This is a genomic window from Streptomyces sp. BRA346, from assembly GCF_052851135.1.
The window spans coordinates 340,723-359,646 of record NZ_JAIWIH010000003.1; the positions used below are offsets into that span (position 1 = coordinate 340,723).

The 18,924-nt window shown below is 68.2% G+C and carries 18 protein-coding genes and 2 pseudogenes; 11 read left to right on the top strand and 9 right to left on the bottom strand.

What is annotated here, in order from left to right:
• Positions 1-287: 287 nt before the first annotated feature.
• Both LCH29_RS05565 and LCH29_RS05570 read left to right on the top strand, forming a co-directional pair.
• Positions 288-759: pseudogene (locus LCH29_RS05565) on the top strand (helix-turn-helix domain-containing protein); the annotation flags it as partial.
• 989 nt (positions 760-1,748) lie between these two features.
• A complete protein-coding gene (locus tag LCH29_RS05570) occupies positions 1,749-2,363 on the top strand; it encodes a hypothetical protein (protein WP_446460546.1) in 615 nt (204 codons plus the stop codon).
• Between the two features lie 111 nt (positions 2,364-2,474).
• Here LCH29_RS05570 and LCH29_RS05575 read toward each other — a convergent pair whose 3' ends face one another.
• The 7 genes from LCH29_RS05575 to LCH29_RS05605 form a co-directional block, all read right to left on the bottom strand.
• Entirely contained in the window at positions 2,475-3,377 is a 903-nt protein-coding gene (locus LCH29_RS05575; RefSeq protein WP_446460547.1) for a 2OG-Fe(II) oxygenase family protein, read from the bottom strand.
• A gap of 17 nt (positions 3,378-3,394) precedes the next feature.
• Positions 3,395-4,285 carry a 2OG-Fe(II) oxygenase family protein gene (locus LCH29_RS05580; RefSeq protein WP_446460548.1) on the bottom strand — a complete coding sequence of 297 codons (891 nt, stop codon included), beginning with the start codon at positions 4,283-4,285 and terminating at the stop codon, positions 3,395-3,397.
• 50 nt (positions 4,286-4,335) lie between these two features.
• Positions 4,336-5,277, bottom strand: coding sequence for a 2OG-Fe(II) oxygenase family protein (locus LCH29_RS05585; protein ID WP_446460549.1), 942 nt, complete (start codon positions 5,275-5,277; stop codon positions 4,336-4,338).
• Entirely contained in the window at positions 5,274-6,791 is a 1,518-nt protein-coding gene (locus LCH29_RS05590; protein WP_446460550.1) for a cytochrome P450, read from the bottom strand. Before LCH29_RS05590 ends, LCH29_RS05585 begins: the two co-directional genes overlap by 4 nt.
• The gene (locus LCH29_RS05595; RefSeq protein WP_446460551.1) at positions 6,788-7,696 is read right to left on the bottom strand and encodes a 2OG-Fe(II) oxygenase family protein; all 909 of its coding nucleotides are present in this window, start codon (positions 7,694-7,696) and stop codon (positions 6,788-6,790) included. Before LCH29_RS05595 ends, LCH29_RS05590 begins: the two co-directional genes overlap by 4 nt.
• Positions 7,693-8,499: a 2OG-Fe(II) oxygenase family protein gene (locus tag LCH29_RS05600; protein ID WP_446460552.1), complete on the bottom strand. Its 807-nt coding sequence runs from the start codon at positions 8,497-8,499 to the stop codon at positions 7,693-7,695. Before LCH29_RS05600 ends, LCH29_RS05595 begins: the two co-directional genes overlap by 4 nt.
• A gap of 197 nt (positions 8,500-8,696) precedes the next feature.
• Positions 8,697-9,443 (bottom strand): tRNA-dependent cyclodipeptide synthase, encoded by a 747-nt coding sequence (locus tag LCH29_RS05605; RefSeq protein WP_446460553.1) that lies wholly within the window; start codon positions 9,441-9,443, stop codon positions 8,697-8,699.
• Between the two features lie 758 nt (positions 9,444-10,201).
• On the opposite strand from LCH29_RS05605, the gene LCH29_RS05610 reads away from it, so the two are divergent.
• Positions 10,202-11,623, top strand: a complete 1,422-nt coding sequence (locus LCH29_RS05610) for an MFS transporter (protein ID WP_446460554.1) — start codon at positions 10,202-10,204, stop codon at positions 11,621-11,623.
• Between the two features lie 331 nt (positions 11,624-11,954).
• On the opposite strand, the gene LCH29_RS05615 is transcribed toward LCH29_RS05610, so the two are convergent.
• A complete protein-coding gene (locus tag LCH29_RS05615) occupies positions 11,955-12,143 on the bottom strand; it encodes a hypothetical protein (RefSeq protein WP_446460555.1) in 189 nt (62 codons plus the stop codon).
• Positions 12,144-12,363: 220 nt separating this feature from the next.
• Between LCH29_RS05615 and LCH29_RS05620 the strand changes: the two genes are divergently transcribed.
• The 3 genes from LCH29_RS05620 to LCH29_RS05630 are packed head-to-tail and all read left to right on the top strand — an operon-like array spanning position 12,364 to position 13,701.
• Positions 12,364-12,489, top strand: coding sequence for a hypothetical protein (locus LCH29_RS05620; protein ID WP_446460556.1), 126 nt, complete (start codon positions 12,364-12,366; stop codon positions 12,487-12,489).
• On the top strand, positions 12,486-12,809 hold the full coding sequence (locus LCH29_RS05625; protein WP_446460557.1) for a hypothetical protein: 324 nt from the start codon (positions 12,486-12,488) through the stop codon (positions 12,807-12,809). Before LCH29_RS05620 ends, LCH29_RS05625 begins: the two co-directional genes overlap by 4 nt.
• A 52-nt stretch (positions 12,810-12,861) precedes the next feature.
• Positions 12,862-13,701, top strand: a complete 840-nt coding sequence (locus LCH29_RS05630; RefSeq protein ID WP_446460558.1) for a transposase family protein — start codon at positions 12,862-12,864, stop codon at positions 13,699-13,701.
• Between the two features lie 84 nt (positions 13,702-13,785).
• Here the strand turns inward: LCH29_RS05630 and LCH29_RS05635 are convergent, their stop codons facing one another.
• Positions 13,786-14,451, bottom strand: coding sequence for a TetR/AcrR family transcriptional regulator (locus tag LCH29_RS05635; RefSeq protein WP_446460559.1), 666 nt, complete (start codon positions 14,449-14,451; stop codon positions 13,786-13,788).
• 168 nt (positions 14,452-14,619) lie between these two features.
• Here LCH29_RS05635 and LCH29_RS05640 point away from each other — a divergent pair, with 168 nt between their 5' ends.
• The 5 genes and pseudogenes from LCH29_RS05640 to LCH29_RS05660 all read left to right on the top strand — a co-directional run.
• Positions 14,620-15,825 carry a cytochrome P450 gene (locus tag LCH29_RS05640; RefSeq protein ID WP_446460560.1) on the top strand — a complete coding sequence of 402 codons (1,206 nt, stop codon included), beginning with the start codon at positions 14,620-14,622 and terminating at the stop codon, positions 15,823-15,825.
• A 57-nt stretch (positions 15,826-15,882) separates the two neighbouring features.
• Positions 15,883-16,080 carry a ferredoxin gene (locus LCH29_RS05645; protein WP_446460561.1) on the top strand — a complete coding sequence of 66 codons (198 nt, stop codon included), beginning with the start codon at positions 15,883-15,885 and terminating at the stop codon, positions 16,078-16,080.
• Positions 16,077-17,267, top strand: a complete 1,191-nt coding sequence (locus tag LCH29_RS05650; protein ID WP_446460562.1) for an NAD(P)/FAD-dependent oxidoreductase — start codon at positions 16,077-16,079, stop codon at positions 17,265-17,267. Before LCH29_RS05645 ends, LCH29_RS05650 begins: the two co-directional genes overlap by 4 nt.
• Positions 17,264-18,044, top strand: a pseudogene (locus tag LCH29_RS05655) (SDR family NAD(P)-dependent oxidoreductase). Before LCH29_RS05650 ends, LCH29_RS05655 begins: the two are co-directional and overlap by 4 nt.
• Positions 18,045-18,730: 686 nt before the next feature.
• On the top strand, positions 18,731-18,924 hold a 194-nt coding region (locus tag LCH29_RS05660), incomplete at its 3' end, for a hypothetical protein (RefSeq protein WP_446460563.1).

Sequence of the window (18,924 nt, forward strand, 5' to 3'; positions counted from 1 at the left end):
AAGGCCGGCGGCTGGTTCTCGCGTCGGCGGACCTGACCCAGGTACGCCACCCGCCGACGACGCGGGCAAGCTCACGGCAGCAACGACATATGGTTCCCCACGATCAATCAGCGAGCTACGGCCGACGACCGACAGCACGTCATGCCGATCGAGGGCGCCTACGCGGTCTTTGCGGAGTGCGCGGTTCACGGCGGGATTCCGTCCGGGCCTGTACGGCTTGATGGGCCGGTATTGAGGTTTTCGGTTCGGGGTGATGGTGATCTCGCTGGTGGGTGTATCCCGGTGTTATGCGGTATCCGGATGGAGGTGGTCTGACTGCGAAGCAGCGGGCTCGGCGGGTGCATGTGCGCTTCCGGGTTGCTGAGTTATTCGCGCGAGGGGTGGCGCCACCGCGGGTCGCGCGGCGGTTGCGGGTCTCCCGTAGGTCCGTTTACGCCTGGCATGCGCGGTGGCGGGAGGCCGGTGTTCAGGCTCTGCGGTCCAAGGGGCCGTCGGGGCGGTCGTCGCGGACGAAACCTGGCTGGCTCGACTGGCTGGCCGCTGAGCTGGAGGAGGGGCCTGGCGCGCACGGCTGGGTGGAGGGCCAGCGGTGGATGCTGGCCCGGGTGGTCACTGTGATTGCCCGCCGCTTCCATGTCCGCTTCAGGCTGGCGCAGACCTGGCGCATCCTGCGCCGGATGGGTTTCACCGTGCAGGTTCCGGCACGGCGGGCGGCTGAGCGGGACGAGGAGGCGGTGGCCGCCTGGATCAAGGAGACCTGGCCGCGTGTGGGCCAGTCGGCGCGCGAACTCGAGAGCTTCCGTGAAGGCGTCCTCGCGCTCCAGCAGGCCGATCAACCGGGGCACGGACGTCACCCGCACAAACGTCGCCGGAGCGTCGGCTGCGTCGAAGGACACTGCCTGTGGGGCGGCCTGCATCAACGCCAAGTCCGGCCGGGCGAACACCTCAAGGAGCGCAAGCGCCCCAGGGTCCGTACGACGCCCGCTCCACAATCGATCGACCGCGCCCTGCAGGACGAAGTGGTAGTCCATGGCCGAGCCCGGAAGCTCCAGCGCTTCCCGGACACGGGCAACCAGCACCTCCCCGCGTGCATCGAACGGCACGTGCCCGACTGGCCGGTGTCGCAGACGTCCTGCCCTCGGCGGTCGGCCACATCGGCGAGCGATGCGACTCATCCGGACGATCCCCTGCTCCCGGCACCGCCCCCCGCACGACACCCGGACTACCGTCGAAAGCGATGCCGGGGATCGCCGCCATACGCTCAAACCGCGCCCCCACGTTCCCCCCTCATAGGCCTACAGGCCCCGCACTCTCACATGCAGCCCAGCCCACACCCGCCCCTGGAACTACTCATTGTCGCAGCCCGTACACCTTTCTCACCATAAAAGCGGTAGGGCTTCCGCTGGCGCGAGCAACGGCGGCCCCTCACTGACCCGACCACACCCGAGCCATCCGCCATCGCCCATCGACAACGCAAGCCTGAGCTCGGTGCCGCCGGGATAATGGAGCACAGGCGGGTGGACGATGCCGCTGGACTGGATGGGGGAGTTGGGTGGGGGATTTCGACTACGCCGCCGCGATCACGCGCACGCGAGAGCGTCTGAGTGTCCTGGGGGTGAGTGCTGAAGCCGGGAATCTGGTCAATGCCGCCGCGGCCGGTATTGCCTGGTTTGTCTGGCGCGGCGGGCCGATCGAAGACGCGCACGCGGGAGCGCGGGGGCGGCGTAACAAACTCAACGACGGGGGTCATGTTCGCGCGCAACACCTGGGTCTACCACCAGGCACTCGAAGCGGTGACCAGCACCGAGCAGTACGCGCTGCTGCGGTTCGAAAAGCGCATCCTGGACCGTGAGCTCATCTGGCCGGGCACGTCCGGAACGCTGACCCAGTTTGGGTACGGCGCGCTCGGCGGGATCAAGAAGCACGCCAAGAAGTACTTCGACTGTCTCATGTACCTGCAAGAGGAGGTCTCTCAGGGGGAGTTCCTCGTCCTGTCTGCGCTCCACAGCTTCGGCGTCAGCGACCACTTCGGGATGCCCGGGTGGCCGCCGCGCGTGCGGGCGGCCATGGACCGGATCCGTGGACAGGACCGCGAGTTCGTGGACGTCTTCAAAGCCGACTACGAGATCGACTTCTCCGAGCTGCTAAAGCGAGCCCCAGTTGTCGTCCGAGATGACTTGCCCGAGGTGGAAAGGGCGCTCCTGGATGCCCCGTACGAACTGGGAGCTGGGGCACTGGACTGGTTTGCCTGGAACCCTGTGCTCGACCCGCACCTCTGCTTGGGCGCCGCAGCGGCCCACCTTCGACCTCCGTTTCGCCGACCGGGGCGGGTGGCAGCCCACATGCATCTGGGCGTGTGCTGATGTGATCCTTCAGCCTTCGCCGGAGCTTGGTCTGCGACCGGTGCAGCGGGCCGCCCGGCTTCCGCGCCGGGGGGCCCGCTACACCGACCGCAGGCGTGGGTGTTTCCAGCTTCAGTACAGTCCGGTTGTGTCCTGCTGGTAGGTGTTGTCGAGGATGTCGTCGAGGAAGGTCTCAAAGCTCGTCTCCAGGCGGAGACCGGTCGCCGGCTCGTAGGTGAACAGGCCGGGGCAGACGCTGTTGTCGAGGCTGCTGTCGACGAACAGCGCGTAGGAGAAGCGATCCGGCTTCGCCTCGTCGTGGCACGCCTGGCGCACCACGCGGTGGGCAACCGCGGCTACCGGTGTCGTGGTCGACCGCGTCAGGATTTCCATCGCACAGCCGAAGTTGACGATGAAGGTGCCCGGTATCGGGTCGATGGGGTACCAGTCGCCGTCCCGGTCCACCTCGAGTCCGGGCTCGGTGGAGCGCAGGACGGTCACCCAGCCCGAGTCCTTGTGGATGTTCAGGCCGCGAGCGGCCACTTCCGGCCGGAAGTGGTTGAAGGTGAGTGTGTGGGTGCCCTGGGGGGTGAGGCTGTGCCCGGTGGCCTCCTGCCAGAGCTCACGCGGAAGGTCGAGATGGGTGAGCACGGCGCGCTGGATGCTGATTGCGAAGTCGCGCATGGCCTCGGCTTGCCGTATGAGTGCGGCCGGGTAGACCCGATCCCACCAGGCGCTCTCCAGGAAGAACTGTTCGGTCTGGTCGGCGTCACGGCAGAAGTAGCCTTGATGCGGGCCCAGTTGGTTCGTCGTCCACTGCTGGTAGCCCCGGTAGCAGTCCGCATCCCCTTTCTCGGCGGGGAGGTAGAAACTGCGGGCGAAGCGGTCTCCGGCGGACAGGCCCATGCCGGCGGGCTGCTTCACGTAGAAGAAGCCGTCCTTCAGCGCGTGTCGCAGTCCGTCCTCGGCGGTGAAGACGAGGCTGTCGTGCTGCAGTTCTGCCAGCTGCCAGCCCTGTCGCGAGGCGGTCCGCACGTGTTCCCTCGCCGTGCTCATATGCGGGAGTGAAACTCGTAGCCGAGCTTGCCTGCCTTCTCCACCGAGAATTCGCGGAAGCCCTGGAACTCCCGCAGCTCCCCTTGCGTGTCGTACTGGTAGAGGGACATGTCGTACCGCGGGCCCATGTAGACCGTGAACGAGGAGCGGTCCGGAGCGCCGGCGTCGGGGCGCAGTTCGGGCACACGGTGGTAGACGGCGGTCACCGGTCGCGGCAGTTTCCTGGTCAGGACCCGGAAGGCGTCGCCGAGGTTGACGGTGAAGTGGCCCGCGCGCTCGCGGACGGGCAGCCAGCGGCCCTCGTGCAGAATCTCGTAGCCGGGCTGGTCGGTGCAGATGGTGGTGATGAACCCGCTGTCGGAGTGCTCCACGATTCCGGAGCGGTCGCTCAGCCCTGCGCGGTAGTGATTGACCGTGGTGTAGCACAGCCCCGTGTCCTTGCGGGCGCCACCGGTGACGAGTTCCCGGTCCTCCTCAGGTATCCCGATCGCGTCGAAGACGCCGTAGAGGGTATCCAGGGTCAGCTCCCTCATCCGCCGCAGCACGGTCGTCACCTCGCCGGGCAGGTACCGCTGCCACAGGAAGCTCTCCAACTGCAGCTGTTCAACCTGGTCGGGCCGGTCCTCATAGCCCAGCTTGGAATCGGGGTGACCGTGCTCGCGGTGGCCGTGGTAGCGGTCGTGGCTGTCGGTGGCGGGCTTGTAGAAGCTGCGGCAAAAGGCCAGGCCCGCGGTCACATCGAGGTCCTCGGGGACAGCCAGATTGAACGCGCCCAGACGCAGTGCCTGGTCTGCGTCGCCTGCCGAGGCGAACCGCAGCCTGCCCGCCTTTACTGCTGCCGCAGGGAGGGTGAGGTGAGTTTCTTCCTCAGCGACATGTGTCGTCATGCTAGGACTGCTCCCATCGTGGTTGCTCACTGCTGCTGTGGCCGGCGCGCTTAGAGCGCGATGTCGTTGTCGTACGTGCGGCTCACTTCCTGTACGGCGAAGTCGGCGACCGACTGCACGGGACGCGCCGTGCCGTTTTCGAGGCGGTAGATCGTGCCGTCGAGGCCGGAGTCCAGGAAGGTGACGTACGAGGTCCGGTCGGGCCGGCCGGCGGCCCGCTCGGTGGCGACCACACCGTGGACGTTGGCGCGCACAGGCGTGGGCAGGGCCGCGGTGAGCACTTCGAGGGAGCTGCCGAAGTTCACGATGAAGTGCCCCGGTACGGGGTTGATGGCACTCAGCCGTCCTTCGATGAGCGCGAGCAGGCCGGGCTCGAAGGAGCGGAGCACGGTCACCCATCCGGAGTCGCGGTGGAACTTGCAGCCGCGGGTGGCCTTGCGAGAACGGAAGTGGTTGAACGCGAACATCTGGTGACCTCGGCCGTCGGACAGCCCGCTGGAGATCGTGCTCCACAGCTGCGGCGGGATGTCCAGGTGGCGGAAGACAGCCCGCAGGACGGTGATACCAAGGCCCGTCATCCCGCGTCCCAGCTCGGCGACCTCGGCAGGCAGCAGTGCCCAGTTCGCCTGCTCGATGTAGAAGTTCTCCCACTGATCGTGCTCGCGGTCGAAGTAACCCTGGTAGGCGCCGGGGACATCGATGTCCCGGTAGCCGCGGTAGCCGTCGAGGGCATCGCCGGTCCGGTCCTGGTGGAAGTGCGCGGCGAACCGGTCGCCGGCCTCGGTATCGAGGCTGTCGGGGATACGCAGCAAGAAGAAGCCCTGGGCCAGCGCCCGGTCGAACCCTTCCTCGCGGTCGAAGACCAGGTCCTGGCCGTGGAGCCGGGAGCGCTCGAGCGGGATCGGCGGGTAGGCGGCAAGAGCCTCCTGCTCGCCGGGCATCGGGGGCAGGACAACGGGTTCCCTCGCTGTCACGGCGTTGAAGGTCGTCATCGGATCGGCTCCCTGGGTGTGCCGGTGTCCGGGTGGATCGTGATCGTTCCGGGACGTGCGGGGCGTGGCATGGAAGCGTGAGGCTTCAGTTGGAGATCGACGCCCTGTGCGCTGACCGTGTAGTGGCCGTACAGCTCCTGCAGGACGAGGGACTGCATCCGCACAGAGAAGAGGCGGCCGGGGCACTTACGCGGGTTCCGCTCGGCATTGATCATGCTGAACGAGTTGATCTCATAGCGCCCGCGGGAGAGCAGGGAGGAGACCGTCTCGCGCCCGGAGCGGGCGATGGCTTTGATGTTGGCCGGTGCGAAGCGGCACGGCTCCGGGAAGACCGCCGGATCGCGGTTGGCCTGCCGCCGGTCCAGCCACACCATGGTGCCCGGCGGGACGGTCACCTCAGCTCCTCGGTGGTGCATGGTGAAGGGCCAGGTCGTACGGCGCCACAGGGAGCTGGGATTACTGCCGCCCAGCCGTACGGCTTCCAGGACCGCGAGGTCGGTCACGGACAGCGAGGAGCCGCTGTGTGGACACCGGCCGTTGTCACCACCGTCCCGTGCCTCCGTCGTGAGCGCGGTTTTGACCTGCGGTGCGCTCTCCACATAGCCCAGTGCCCACATCAGGCTCAGGGCCGTGGTGTCGTACGTGGCCACGATGATCGTGCCGAGCTCCTTGGTCTGCGCGGTGTCCAGCGTGGCGACGCTGTGGCGCGTGAAGGGGCGTTCCCAGAGCGCGAAGTAGCGCCGGATCATGTTCGATGCGGGGGCCTGGGCCAGGGACTCGAAGTTGTCCGTCAGCAGGTCGCGGACGAACGGGACGATGACGTCGAACTCTCGCATCGCCTGTGGGTTGTCGTTGCTGATGACGTCGGAGGCGAGGTCGAAGAAGCCGCGGACCACACGGCCGTACTCTGCCGAGTGCAGGTATTCCGGCAAAGGCCGCAGGGTGAGGTCGAGGACGCCAGGAATCATGCTGTCCACGTACGCGGTCAGGGACAGCGTGAAGTCGTCGAGCGGGATCTCCTGCCCTGCCGCACGGCGCAGGTGGTCAGCCGTGTACCGCCGGATGGCCGGCTCGAGACCCTCCACGAATTTGCCGTTGCCCAGAAAGCGTTCGACTGCGGCGCGCTTCGCCGGGCGGTCCGGGTGGTCGTGGGGCATGGACCCCATGAAATCGCCGAACAGCGCACGGTTGGCGTCGGTAGAGGGCGCGAGGACGTCCTCCCCAGCCACAGGGGTGTTGGTGATCTGGTAGAGAGCGAGCCGCTGCCCCATCCAGAACGTGCACAGGCCGCCGTTTTCCTCGGCGAGGGCACTGATGCCGGAGGCGCGGAAGTAGTGCGAGGCGGGTTCGCCGCGCACCACGGTCGCCTCATGGAAGGCCGGAGCGTGGCCGTGCAGCCGACTGGGTCCCCGATGGTGCGCGATCACTCCGGGGAAGGGCGCACCCGGCCCTTGCGGCAGGGCGACGGCCGTGTCCTTGCGGACGGCACGGCGGCCGTCGGCTGAGGTGGTCACGACAGCCCACCCCTGCCCGCGCCGACCGACTGGGCGATCCCGAAGTCAGCGTGCCGGTCGGACCAGGTCTGTTCGTTGAACTCTCGCAGAAAGTCCGCAGAGCTGCGCACCGCCGCGGCGGAACCGTCGCGGCCAACCTGGTAGAGGTCTCCGACGGCCGGCGGGTTGGCGAAGGCCGCGAACGAGAACCGGTCGGCAGCACCGGGCACCGGGGCGCACTGCCTGACCTGGTGCAAGATGGCGCGCACCGGCCGGCTCAGAGCCGCAGTGAGCAGTTCGAAGGCCCCGCCGAAGTTCACCACGAAGTGGCCGGGCGCCGGGTCGATGGGGACCCACACTCCGTCGACAGACGCTTCCAGGCCCGGCTCCTCGTTGTAGAGGACGGTCACGAATCCGGTGTCCTTGTGCGGGGCACAGCCCAGCTGAGCCCGCTCGGAACGGTAGTGATTCGCCGCGAACCAGTGCGTGCCCCGCCCGTCGACAGCTCCGCCGGTGATCTCACTCCACAGGGCCGTGGCGATGCCCAGCTCGGCCATCGCGCAGCGCAGCACCAGCAGAGTGAGCTCGCCCATCTGCTCGGTCATGGTGATGAGTTCCCGGGGGAAGTGGCGCCGACGTCCGGGCTCGTCGATGAGGACGTGCTCGGTCTGGAAGTGTTCCCGGTCGAAGTAGACGCCCTCCAGCGTCCGGAAGCCGCGATAGGCCCGGGTCCCATCTGGGCCCTCCTCCGGCGCGCGGTAGAACTCACGGCACAGGGTGATACCGGGCCCGGGATCGAATCCGGTGGGTATAGCGAGCAGGAAGCAGCCGTCCTGCAGCGCCTGGGGCAGGCCGCCCTCGGTGTGGAAGGCAAGGCCCGTCCCCTGCACCGATGCGCGCTGGAGTGTCAAAGCCCCGGTGCTCATCCGCGCCCGCCTTCCGCAGTGATGTGAAGGGGCGAGGCAGAGGTGTCCGGGGCCTCGGTGCCGGCGTAGATCTCGTAGTCGTTCTCGTCGATGAGCTCGCGCGAGCCGCAGATGCGTTCCAGGCCGACGCCCTGAACGTAGCGGTAGATGCCCTGGTCCTCCCCGGGCAGGCAGCCGCTGGAGCTGAAGTGCCCATAGCTGGACCGGTCATTTTGCTGCTGCGAGACCCGGTGCATGATCGCCGCGACGGGTGTTCCGCTGTCCGCAGTGAGGATTTCCATGGCCAGCCCGAAGTTGATGATGAAGCAGTCCGGGTCTGCGGGCACGACCTCCCAGTGGTCGCCACGGGCGACCTCCAGGCCCGGGGCAGTGGTCCGCAAGATGGTGAGGAAGCCGTCATCCTTATGGGAGCTGAGGCCGATCTCCTCCTGCGCGGGCCGGTAGTGGTTGAACGTCAGGTGGTACGAGCCGCCGGACTGCGAGCAGCCGCCGGTGGCCCGCGCCCAGTCCTGCTCGGATATGCCCACGTGAGCGAGCACGGAGCACAGCACCTGCTGCGAGATCCGGGTGAGCACCTCGCCGAGCGCGGCGATCTCCGGCGGATAGTCGGTGCCCCAGAAGCGCCGTTCCAGAAGAAACTGCTCGATCTGGTTGATCCGCTGGTGGAAGCCGAGCAGTGGGTCGCCGAAGCGGTCGCTGCCGATGGTGCGGAACCGGCCATACGGGACGGCGGACGGCCCGCAGTAGAACTGCTGAGCGAACGCGTCACCGGCCGAGACGTCGACTTCGGCGGGGATCTCCAAGAAGAAGACTCCGTCACTGAATGCCCGGTCCCGGGCAGATGAATCCACGAAGCGCAGCTTCCCAGAAGAAATCTGGGCTTTCTCGAGCCGCGCTTCACCGAGGGCCGGCCGGTCAGGGGACCGCTTCGCGTAGACGTCCCGGTATATCTGCCCCCGGCGTATCTCGGGAGCCGGTGTACGAGGCGTGGACTCCATACTCACCGGCCTTTCAAGTGGAGGGATACGACGATGAGATCGCGCAGTTCTTCTGGCGCTCCCGGATGCTCTCCTCTTGCTATCTCGGAAAGCGTGCTGAAAGATCCTGGATATACCATCACGGGAAGTCCCTGCTGCTTGAGGCAGGCGAATATGGCGAACTCTTCCAGGAAGTACTCGCTGGACATCCTGATGCGGCTTTCCCACTCAGCCGCACTGGCTCCGCAAGAGTGCTTGCGGTGATAGGCGCGTCCGAATGACTCCACCGACGAGCGAAACACATCGTCCTTGGTGAAGAACGTTGTCAACTCGCCGTGAAACTCCGAGAACTCCCGACTGTCCTGCACGTCGCTGCAGTTCAGGTAGGTGAAGTCGGTGGAGCCGCTGAACTCGTCGAAGACCTTTCGCTCGTTCTCCGCGAACTGGCTGCCGAGTTCCATAGCCCGCTCCCGGGCCTCCTTGGGCGGCATCCCGCGGGTCGATTCCAGCGTGAGCCGATGAATGCTGTCGCCGATGAGCACAGTGCACCGTGTGAACCTCCGTGAGATCCACTTGACCATGCTCGTCAGTTTGGCGGTCCTGAAGTTGCCGTTCTCGAGGCTGACGCCGAGAAAACACGTGTCGTACTGCTCGAAAGTAGTTCGGCTTGTCGTAGGAGAGACCGATGCTATTTCCGCCTTGTAGCGTGTCCTGCGAGTGGGATCCAGCTGCGGACGGGTAGAGGGGATCGCTTGCGTATCGAGCGCCATTGCAACCGCCTGAGTTCGTCGCGAAGTGCAGGGATTACGTTCTCTCGGCTTCCTTCGGGATATGTACGCAGCCCAATGCGGCCCCACGAGAGCGTGACTCTGAAAAACCTCTGCACATCACCCTCGGGGGCCACACAAAATTGGTAGCAGGCTGACGATGAGGCGGCCAATGGCAGGGGCACTCAATTAAGCCCCGTCAGCAACCAGGCATCGTTTTCCAGGAAAAAGGCTGGTCACAGCAGGTGTGCGAGCGTAGACGCGCCGTGGCGGGCGGCGCAGCGTCGTCCCACTCGCGCCGGGACCGCATGCGTAAGCGACGCCGACCAGTGCCACTCACATATGACGAGCGATGAGCTGGGCTTTTGCCGCCCGGGCGCCAATGTGCGGCGACGCGGGACCCAGCAGGAGAGCGCACGCGGATCACGGAGAGCGAGCGGGCCGGCGCTCCGCCGATGATGGCCGATATCTCTCGGGCCCTCCGCAGCGGCTTCCACGGCCACCAGGGGGAGTTGGCAAGCAGTTCGGTGTCGATTACAGTGATCTCTCAGTCGTCCGGCGAGCAGCGGGCCTACGCATCCGCTCCGCACGACGTGGCGCTTCAGCAGTTCTGCGGGCAGCCCCACTCTTCCGGGACTCGCATCTTCCCTTCTCTGAGCAGCAGTGACGCCCTCTTCAGGGGTCCCTCTTCTGGCTGCGCCTTCCCCCTTTTGTCATCCGCACCTCAACCGCCGCTCCGCCGTGCGGCGATGTTCCCAACGATGCTGCCGCTGCAGCGTGAGGAAGGAGGCCGGGCCGTAGTGACACCGGCACTCGCTGCCCGACGATGGGCCCTGCTGGCCATGTCCGTGGGCGTGTTCTGTATCCAGCTCGACTCGTTCGCCCTGAACTTGGCCCTGCCGCAGATCGGCCGTGATATCCACGCCGGAGGCGACAGCCTCCAGTGGGTGATCAGCGCGTATCTGCTGTCCACAGGGACGCTGATGCTGGGTGCGGGACGCCTTGGCGACCTGTTTGGCCGGCGGCGGCTGCTGGTCTTGGGCCTTGCCTTGTTCGGCACGTCGTCCCTGGTCTGCGCGCTCGCCCCGACACTGCCCGTTCTTGTCGGTGCCCGGGTGGCCCAAGGGGCGGGCGCCGCGATGATCATGCCAGTGGGCTTGTCCTTGCTGACCAACGTCTACCCGAGCGAACTGCGAGGCCGGGCCACCGGCCGCGCACTGGGCATCGGCGGAATCGCCACCGCCTGCGGCCCGTTCATCGGGGGCGCCCTCACCGAGGCGGTGTCCTGGCGGGCGGTGTTCTGGCTCAACGTCCCCCTCGCTGTCCTCGGCGCAGTATGGGCCTCCCGCACCGCCGAAAGCTACGACACCAGCACGCACCGGAGTGTCGACTGGGGCGGACTGTTCACCGCCACGGCCGCGCTTGCGGCCCTCGCCTTCGTCGTCGACCGCGGCCGACACTGGCAGTGGCCCGTCAGCCTGGCCGGCCTGGTCGTCGTGGCCGCCCTGCTGACCTGGTTCGTATGGCAAGAACGCAAGGCGGCAAGCCCACTGGTCGAGCTCACACTCTTCCGCAACGGACCCTACGTGGCACTCACCCTCGCCGGAGGAGTGGCCAACGCCGCAACGGTCATGTTCCTGTTCGTCGTGCCCCTGACGCTCCAGGGGCAGTGGGACCTGTCGGTCGCCCTCGCGGGTACCGCCTTCCTCGTCCCGGCACTGGCCATGGCCCTCGCAGGACCGCTCGCAGGACGTGTAGCCCCACCAGCCGCGGTGCGCGTGATGACCATCTGCCTCGGCATGGGAGCCGTTGTCCTCGCCTGCCTCGCCTGGGCGTCCTCGCTCGTGGTGTACCTGATTGCAGCAACCGTGGGAGGTGTGGTCCTCGGGACCGCCAATTCGCTGACTCTCATTGCCACTCAGGGGGTGATCAGGCCGGAGCGGGCCGGGGAGGCATCAGGAGTCACCAAGACGATCATCACGGTGGCGGCCGGCCTCGGCGTTGCCCTCGCTGGGGCCGTCAGCGACCAAAACCACGGCGTAGGCGCGGAAGCTGCCTCCGATACGGCGCTACAGGCCACCGCACTGGGCTGCATGGCCGCCTGCCTGATCCTCACGGCGTGGATCGGGAAACGCGAGAGACCGCGACAGCACACATCTGTTGCGGACCACGAGGCCGTGTGAATAGCGGCACCGTTGGCACCCCATGGCCGCAGGCGTTCGCGGAAGCTCGCGATACAGCGGCCCCTTTAAGGCCGTCAGCCGCCCCAAGGTCACCACCGGATGTGCCGTCCTGCTCCGCAGGTGGGTCGTCGAAAGATCGCTGGCCTGGATCATGCACGCACCCCGTCACGCCCGCGACTACGAACGACTCGTCCAGCACTCCGAGACCTTGATCACTTGGGCCGCCATCACCCTCATGACCAGGCGCCTCACGCGGCGCCGTCAGGTGAAGCCGACGGCACGGCACCGTCCTCGCCAGCGCAGGCAACGTGATCACAACATTACCGAGGTGTCACCTAACGCCGAGCCGCCGGGAAAAGATGCCGAGGATTCCGCCTACGCCGCTGCCGAGTACCAGGCCGATCGCCATGTTGTCGAAGACGGACAGCCCGAGCCCGATCCCGATCGGGATGCCGGTCATCGTGCCTACGAAGAACCCTGTGGCAGGGAACGGCGTTGCGCCTTCGTCATTGTTTGTCACACGCTCATTGAGCGGTGTGCATCGTGAAGTCGCAGGTCGCGGGTCTGGTGTGAATGGAGAGTTGGGTACTCGTGCCGGTCGGCGGCCGATGACCATGGCGTAGATCATCGGGCGGGTCCGGCTCCGGCGGGATGCGGGGTTCGGCTGCGCCCACGGCCGGCCCCCGCATACGATCCGTCAGCAGGTCGACACACCGTGAGAACGCGGGAGGGCGCGGGGGATGCAGGAACGGCAGTGGATCAACGATCGGCGGAGCGAGCTGGACACCCTCGCCGAGCAGCTGACCAAGCAGCTTCAGGAGGTCCAGGCCGAGCGCGATGAACTGGCGGTCGCGGAGCGGGGTTGAACCGCCTGGCCGAGCAGGCCCTCGCCGACGCCGCGACTGTCGCTCCGGCATCGGCGAAGGTGGCCGGGCGGGCAGTCCTGCTCATCCCGCACCGCAGCGACGCGGCCGACGAGGGCGCACTGCCCGGCGACTACCGCAAGATCCTCGCGATCGTACGGGAAGCCGACGGCCCGGTGCAGGTCAGGGCGGTCGGCGAGCGGCTGGGCCTGGATGCCGCGGTGCGCGGCAAGCTGGAACCTCTGCGGGCCAAGATGACCAAGCTCGCCGACCGCGGCTGGTTGCACAAGCGGGGCGACGGGCGGTTCACGGCACGTCCGTAGTCGCGCGGGGCGCGCCCGTAACTGACGGGCCCCCGACGGCAGTTGAGTTTGTGTGAAGAAAAACAACAGTTCTGTCGAGGGCCCTGACGGTCTTGTCTACACCGCCCGCCTGCCGCTGTCGAGTGCCACCCTGAACTGGCTCGCCGACCTGATACGCGGTCACCTCAAGAAGATCGGTTCGCGGTGGCGCGCCCTGCCCGCGGGGAAGATCGCCACCATCGTGCTGGCAGTGCTGCGCTGTGACCAGCGGCCCGGCGACCTGGCCGGCGGCAACGGAGTGCACCGCACCACCGTGACCCGATGGGTGGGGGAGGTCGTCGGCCTGCTCGCCGCCCGCGCCCCACGCCTGGACCGGGCCCTGAAGAAGATCGCCCGAATGGGCGGCGGCACCGTACTGCTGGACGGATCGGTGATCCGCACCCGGCGCAGAACCGGGAAGGAGAACCGGAAGAACTACTCCGGCAAGAACAAATGCCACGGCCTGCTTGTGATCGCCCTCACCGACGACCGGGGCCGACTGCTGTGGATCTCGGCGGCCCGCCCCGGGCGCACCTCGGAGATCACCGCCTGTCGGCACGACCAGCTCACCGCCAAGCTACGGGCGGCCGGACTCGGGGCCATCGCCGACCTGGGCTTCGTCGGCCTCGACGACAGTGATCCCGGCGCCGACCCGGCGGTGATCACCGGCTACAAGGCCGCACGCAACCGGCCCCTGACCCGAGGGCAGAAACTGTCCAACACGGCACTGGCAGCCGTCCGGGCACCCGTCGAGCACGGCTTCGCCCACCTCAAGAACTGGCGCGTCCTCGGCAAGGTCCGCACCGACCCGAAGTGGGCGACCGCCCTGGTCCGGGCCTTGCTGGTCCTCACAAACCGCGAAGTCTCCCGGTGACCGATGATCTTCGCCGTAGTCATCCGTCCACGACCAGCCCGAGCACCCCGAACCCCGCGCACACCAGACACTTGACCTGCGGCTTCACGATGCACACCGCTCAGTGGGGCTCGGAGTCTGCGATGCCGGGAGCAGGCAGCGCAGCAAGGACTCCTCCATCTCGATCAGGATGGCTTCGCTGCTGGCTACGGGGCCCGGCAGGGTGCGCCACAGGACGAGCTGGCCGTGCAGGGCGGTCCACAGGTGGATACCCAAGTGCCCTGCCTCCGTCCGACAGCCGGGGGCCGCTTCGGCGAGGTAGGCGTCAGCCGTATCGGTCCACGCCTGGAGCACGGTGTCGATGGGGTGGTCGGTGGAGGGCCGACGCTCGGGCTCGTACTCCAGGCTGAACATCAGCCGGTAGCGGCGGGGCTTGTCGATGGCGAACCTGCGGTAGGCCTTGACGGTGGCCCGCACGCGCCCCAACGGGCTCGCGCCTGCCGCGGCGGCCGACTCGCCGGCCTCGCTCATCACGACGGCCAGTGTGCGGTAGGTGGCGTCGAGGACGGTGGAGACCAGGTCGGCCTTGTTCTTGAAGTGCCGGTAGACGCTGGGCGCGGAAATACCGACCTCGCGGGCGACCCCGCGCAGAGAGAGCGCGTCCTCGCGCCCCGTCTCCTCCAGGATGCGGGTCGCCGCGTCGAGGATCTCCTGCCGCAGCCGCTCACCTTCGCCCCGCACGTTGGGTACCCGCTCGACCTGCGGCTTCATGGCCTTCTCCTCGCTTCCCGCAGTAGCCTACCGACCCTCGGTACCTCCTGTCGCCGGCGGTCGGCGCTTCGTCGGGTCCGACATCCGGGCTTCCGATTCATCGGTTAACGCTGTTAGTCTAACAATCCTTCGACTAACAGCGTTAACCGATGCTGGAAAGGCACAGTCATGACCTCGTCTCCGACCCTCCCCGCGTTTACGCTCACCCGCCCGCGGGCCGCGCCCCTGGACCCCCCGCCGCTGTATGCGCAGCTACGTGAGGAACAGCCCGTCACCCGTGTCTCCCTGTGGGAGGGACGGCTCACTCCGTGGCTGGTGACCCGCTGGGAGGACGCCCGGGCGGTACTGGGCAGCCCGGCGTTCAGCTCCGACCCGGCGCACCCCGGCGCACCCACCTTCAGGGAAGGCCAGCCGCAGAACCCGCGCGGCTTCTTCGCGAGCCACGATGACCCCATCCACGCGGCGATGCGGCGCACCCTGACCCGGGAGTTCATGGTCAAGCGCATCAACGAGCTGCGCCCGGCCATCGCCCGCCTGACCGACGAGCTCCTCACCGGCCTGACCGAGCTGAGCGGTCCCGCCGACTTCGTGGAGCACTTCGCGCTGCCGCTGCCGTCCCTGGTGATCTGCGAGCTGCTGGGCGTGCCCTACGAGGACCATCCGTTCTTCCAGGCGCAGTCGAAGACCCTCGTCGATCTGAACGCCCCGGCAGAGGAATCCGCCCGGGCGTTCGCCAACCTCGGCGAGTATCTGCTGGGCCTCGTGCGGACCAAGCGCACCACGCCCGGGAACGACGTGGTCACCCGCCTCGCCGCTCAGGTGGACGAGGGCGTGATCACCGACCAGGACGCCGCCGACCTGAGCGCTTTCCTGCTGTTCGCCGGCCATGAGACGACGGCGAACATGATCGCGCTGAGCACCATCACCCTCCTCAACCACCCCGACCAGATACCGCACATCCTCGGCGGACCGGACCAGGTCGCGAGCGCGGTGGAGGAACTCCTGCGCTACCTGTCCATCGTGCACGGCGGACTGCGCCGCACCGCCGTCGAGGACGTCACCATCGGCGGTGTGACCCTGCACGCGGGCGAGGGCGTGATCGTTCCCGTCCATGTCGCCAACCGCGACCCGGAGTTCTTCTCGAACCCCGACGACCTGGACCTGGAGCGTGCCAACGTCCGCCAGCACCTGGCCTTCGGCTACGGCATCCACCAGTGCCTGGGCCAGCCGCTGGCCCGCGCCGAACTCCAGATCGTGCTGCCCGAGGTCTTCCGTCGGCTTCCCCATCTGAAGATCGCCGTACCGATGGAGGAGGTCGCCTTCAAGCAGGCCACCGCCGTCTACGGCGTCCGCGAACTGCCCGTCACGTGGTGACCGCAACCACCTGATCCCCCCCACCAAGAGCAGGGAAGAAACGTCATGCACAACGTCATGCGTGTAGAAGTCGACGTCCCCAAGTGCGTCGCCTCGGGCCAGTGCGTACTGCTCGCCCCCGACGTCTTCGACCAGCGCGACGAGGACGGCATGGTCGTCCTCCTCGACGAGACTCCGCCGACCGAACTCCACGACGCCGTCCGCGAATCCGCCACCGTCTGCCCCGCGGCCGCCATCCGCCTGGAGGAGTCGTGAGCGTGCCCCCGACCGGCCGCGTGGTCGTCGTCGGCGCCTCCGCCGCCGGCCTCGCCGCCGCCGAAACCCTCCGCCGGGAGGGCCACATCGGCCCCCTCACCCTCATGGGTGACGAACCCGCCGCCCCCTACGACCGCCCGCCCCTGTCCAAGGAGATCCTCTCCGGCGCCTGGAGCCCCGACCGGCTGCCGCTGCGCACCCCTGCCGGCCTCGACGCCCTTGACCTGGACGTCCGCTACGGCCACGAGGCCATCGGGGCGGACGTCGCGGCCGGGACAGTGCTGCTGTCCGACGGCTCCGAAGTGCCGTACGACGGACTGGTCGTGGCCACCGGAGTCCGCCCCCGGCGTCTGCCCGGCCCACCGGCCCACGTCCTGCGCACCCCGGACGACGCCCTCGCCCTCAAGGACCGCCTCGGCCCTGGCCGCACGCTGGCCGTCGTCGGCGCCGGATTCCTCGGCGCCGAAGCCGCCGCCGTGGCAGCCGGCCTGGGCACCCACGTGACCCTCCTGGAACCCGCGCCCGCCCCGCTGGCCCACGCGGTCGGCGAGGACGTCGGCCGCATGCTCGCCCAGGCCCACGTGGACCACGGCGTGGACCTGCGCACCGGGACCGGGGTCAGCGAGATCGTCCCCGGCGGCGTACGCCTCGACGACGGCAGCACGGTGCAGGCCGACACGGTGCTGGTGGCCGTCGGCTCCCGGCCCAACACCGAGTGGCTGACCGGCAGCGGGCTGGGCCTGGACGACGGGCTGGTCTGCGACGCGTACTGCGCCGCCGCGCCCGGGGTGTACGGCGCGGGTGACGTGGCCCGCTGGCACAACCCGCTCTTCGGCACGCCGATGCGGATCGAGCACCGCACGAACGCCGCCGAGCAGGGCATGGCCGCCGCCCGCAACCTCCTGGGCGCCCAGCGCCCCTTCGCGCCCGTCCCCTACTTCTGGTCCGACCAGTACGACATGAAGATCCGCGCCTACGGCTACCTGCGCGGCCACGACGAGATGCGGATCGCCGAAGGCAGCCTGGAGCAACGGAAGTTCACCGCTGCCTACCGCACTGGTGACCACCTCGCCGGCGTCCTGACCGTCGGCATGCCACCCAAGAGCATCCGCCCCTGGCAACAGGCCCTCGCCGCCCGCACGCCCTGGCGGCAGGCCGTGTCCCTCCTGGAAGGAGCGGCAGCATGAGCAGCACCACCGGATCACAAAGGCGCGGCGTCGTCGTCACCGGCGCCGGGTCGGGGATCGGACGCGCCACGGCGCTGCGGTTCGCGCAGCTCGGCGACAAGGTCCTCGTCGCCGATCTCAACGCCGACGGCGCCGAGGCGGTCGTCAAGGAGATCGAAGCGGGCGCGGCACCGCCCGCGCGGTCGTCGGCGACCTGAGCGACCAGCACACCGCCGACGAGGTGATCAGCACGGCCGTGGAAGCCTTCGGCGGCCTCGACGTCCTGGTCAACAACGCCGGGATCATGGACACCACGACCGCCACCGCCGACGTGAGCGACGCGGAGTGGGAGCGGGTCATACGGAGCAACCTCACCGCTCCGTCCTGCTCACCCGCGCCGCCCTGCCCCACCTGCTGGCCCGCGGCAACGGCGCCATCGTCAACACGGCCTCGGAGGCGGCCCTGCGCGGCAGCGCCGCCGGCACCGCATACACCGTCTCCAAGCACGGGATCATCGGCCTGACGAAGTCGACCGCGGTCATGTACCGGGACCGTCGCGTCCGCGTGAACGCCGTCGCCCCCGGTGGCACCCGGACCCACATCACCGACACGGTCACCTTCGATGGCGACGGCGCATCGATCGTGGGCTGCTACCAGGAGAACGTGGGCCGCGTGGCCGCGGCGGAGGAAGTCGCAGCGGCCATCGTGTTGCTCGCCTCGGACGAGGCGAGCAACATCAGCGGCGCCGGTCCGCCCCCACTCGTCGGGACCGGACACCGCATGCCCATGGCCCCATGAGGGGACCATGAGGTCCCCTTCCCGAGGGGCGAGCGGATCATTCTGGTGCGGGCGCGGACGCGGCACGGGTGATGTGCTCGGCCTCGGCAGCGGGATCGACGCCTGCCGGGCCGCGGTCAGTTCAGCTCGGGTCTGTGCCGAGGTCGAGCGCCGGGGCGATCATCGCGAAAGCCTGGTCGACCAGCTCATCCATGGCCTTGGCGCCGTCGCTGTCCGCGTTGCCGGCGGATGGCTCGCTCGTTCACCGTCCAGTGAGAGGCGTGCATCGTGAAATTCCGCAGGTCAGGTCGGCTGGTGCGCGCGCTTTGCCGTGCTCGTGCTGGTCGGCGGCCGGTGTCCACGGTGAAGATCATCTGACTGGGCGGCTGTGGCGATTCTCGGGTTCCACTGCGTCCGCCACGACCTCTCGCTACGATCCGTAATCGTGCGAATACGCCGCCAGATGGCGCGGAGGGGCTGCGGATGTCGGATCTGGAGCGGATCACGGCTCGCCGGAGCGAGCTGGACGCGCTCGCCGAGGAGAAGGCAAGGACGGCCATGCGTTGGGCGAGCGGCTGATTGCACGCGACCAAATGCCACGTCAGGTTCCCTGCCAAGCGGGCCGCGCCCTCACCCCCTGCCGCCGAGGCAGCGGAGGCGGCCTGCAGGATCAAGTCGAACAGGCCGGGCTCGCACGCTGGGTGCTCGTGGGCGAAGGACAGTGCCGCAGCGGCCAGACGCGGATCGCCCACCCGTTCCTCCATCCAGGACCACACGGCATCGGGGTGACGCTGTGCGAGTCCCGCCAGCAGAGCATCTTCGCCGGCCATCGGCGCCTGGGCTATCCGCTCGAACGCCGGCTGGGGATCCGGGGCCGCGGCTCCGACCGCCCGAGTGAAGG

Bases quoted from the DNA above. Each gene is read 5' to 3' on its own strand.
- LCH29_RS05570 (WP_446460546.1), top strand. From the start codon at position 1,749: ATGTTCGCGCGCAACACCTGGGTCTACCACCAGGCACTCGAAGCGGTG.
- LCH29_RS05580 (WP_446460548.1), bottom strand. From the start codon at position 4,285: ATGACGACACATGTCGCTGAGGAAGAAACTCACCTCACCCTCCCTGCG.
- LCH29_RS05585 (WP_446460549.1), bottom strand. From the start codon at position 5,277: ATGACGACCTTCAACGCCGTGACAGCGAGGGAACCCGTTGTCCTGCCC.
- LCH29_RS05595 (WP_446460551.1), bottom strand. From the start codon at position 7,696: ATGAGCACCGGGGCTTTGACACTCCAGCGCGCATCGGTGCAGGGGACG.
- LCH29_RS05605 (WP_446460553.1), bottom strand. From the start codon at position 9,443: ATGGCGCTCGATACGCAAGCGATCCCCTCTACCCGTCCGCAGCTGGAT.
- LCH29_RS05610 (WP_446460554.1), top strand. From the start codon at position 10,202: ATGCTGCCGCTGCAGCGTGAGGAAGGAGGCCGGGCCGTAGTGACACCG.
- LCH29_RS05620 (WP_446460556.1), top strand. From the start codon at position 12,364: ATGCAGGAACGGCAGTGGATCAACGATCGGCGGAGCGAGCTGGACACC.
- LCH29_RS05635 (WP_446460559.1), bottom strand. From the start codon at position 14,451: ATGAAGCCGCAGGTCGAGCGGGTACCCAACGTGCGGGGCGAAGGTGAG.
- LCH29_RS05640 (WP_446460560.1), top strand. From the start codon at position 14,620: ATGACCTCGTCTCCGACCCTCCCCGCGTTTACGCTCACCCGCCCGCGG.
- LCH29_RS05645 (WP_446460561.1), top strand. From the start codon at position 15,883: ATGCGTGTAGAAGTCGACGTCCCCAAGTGCGTCGCCTCGGGCCAGTGC.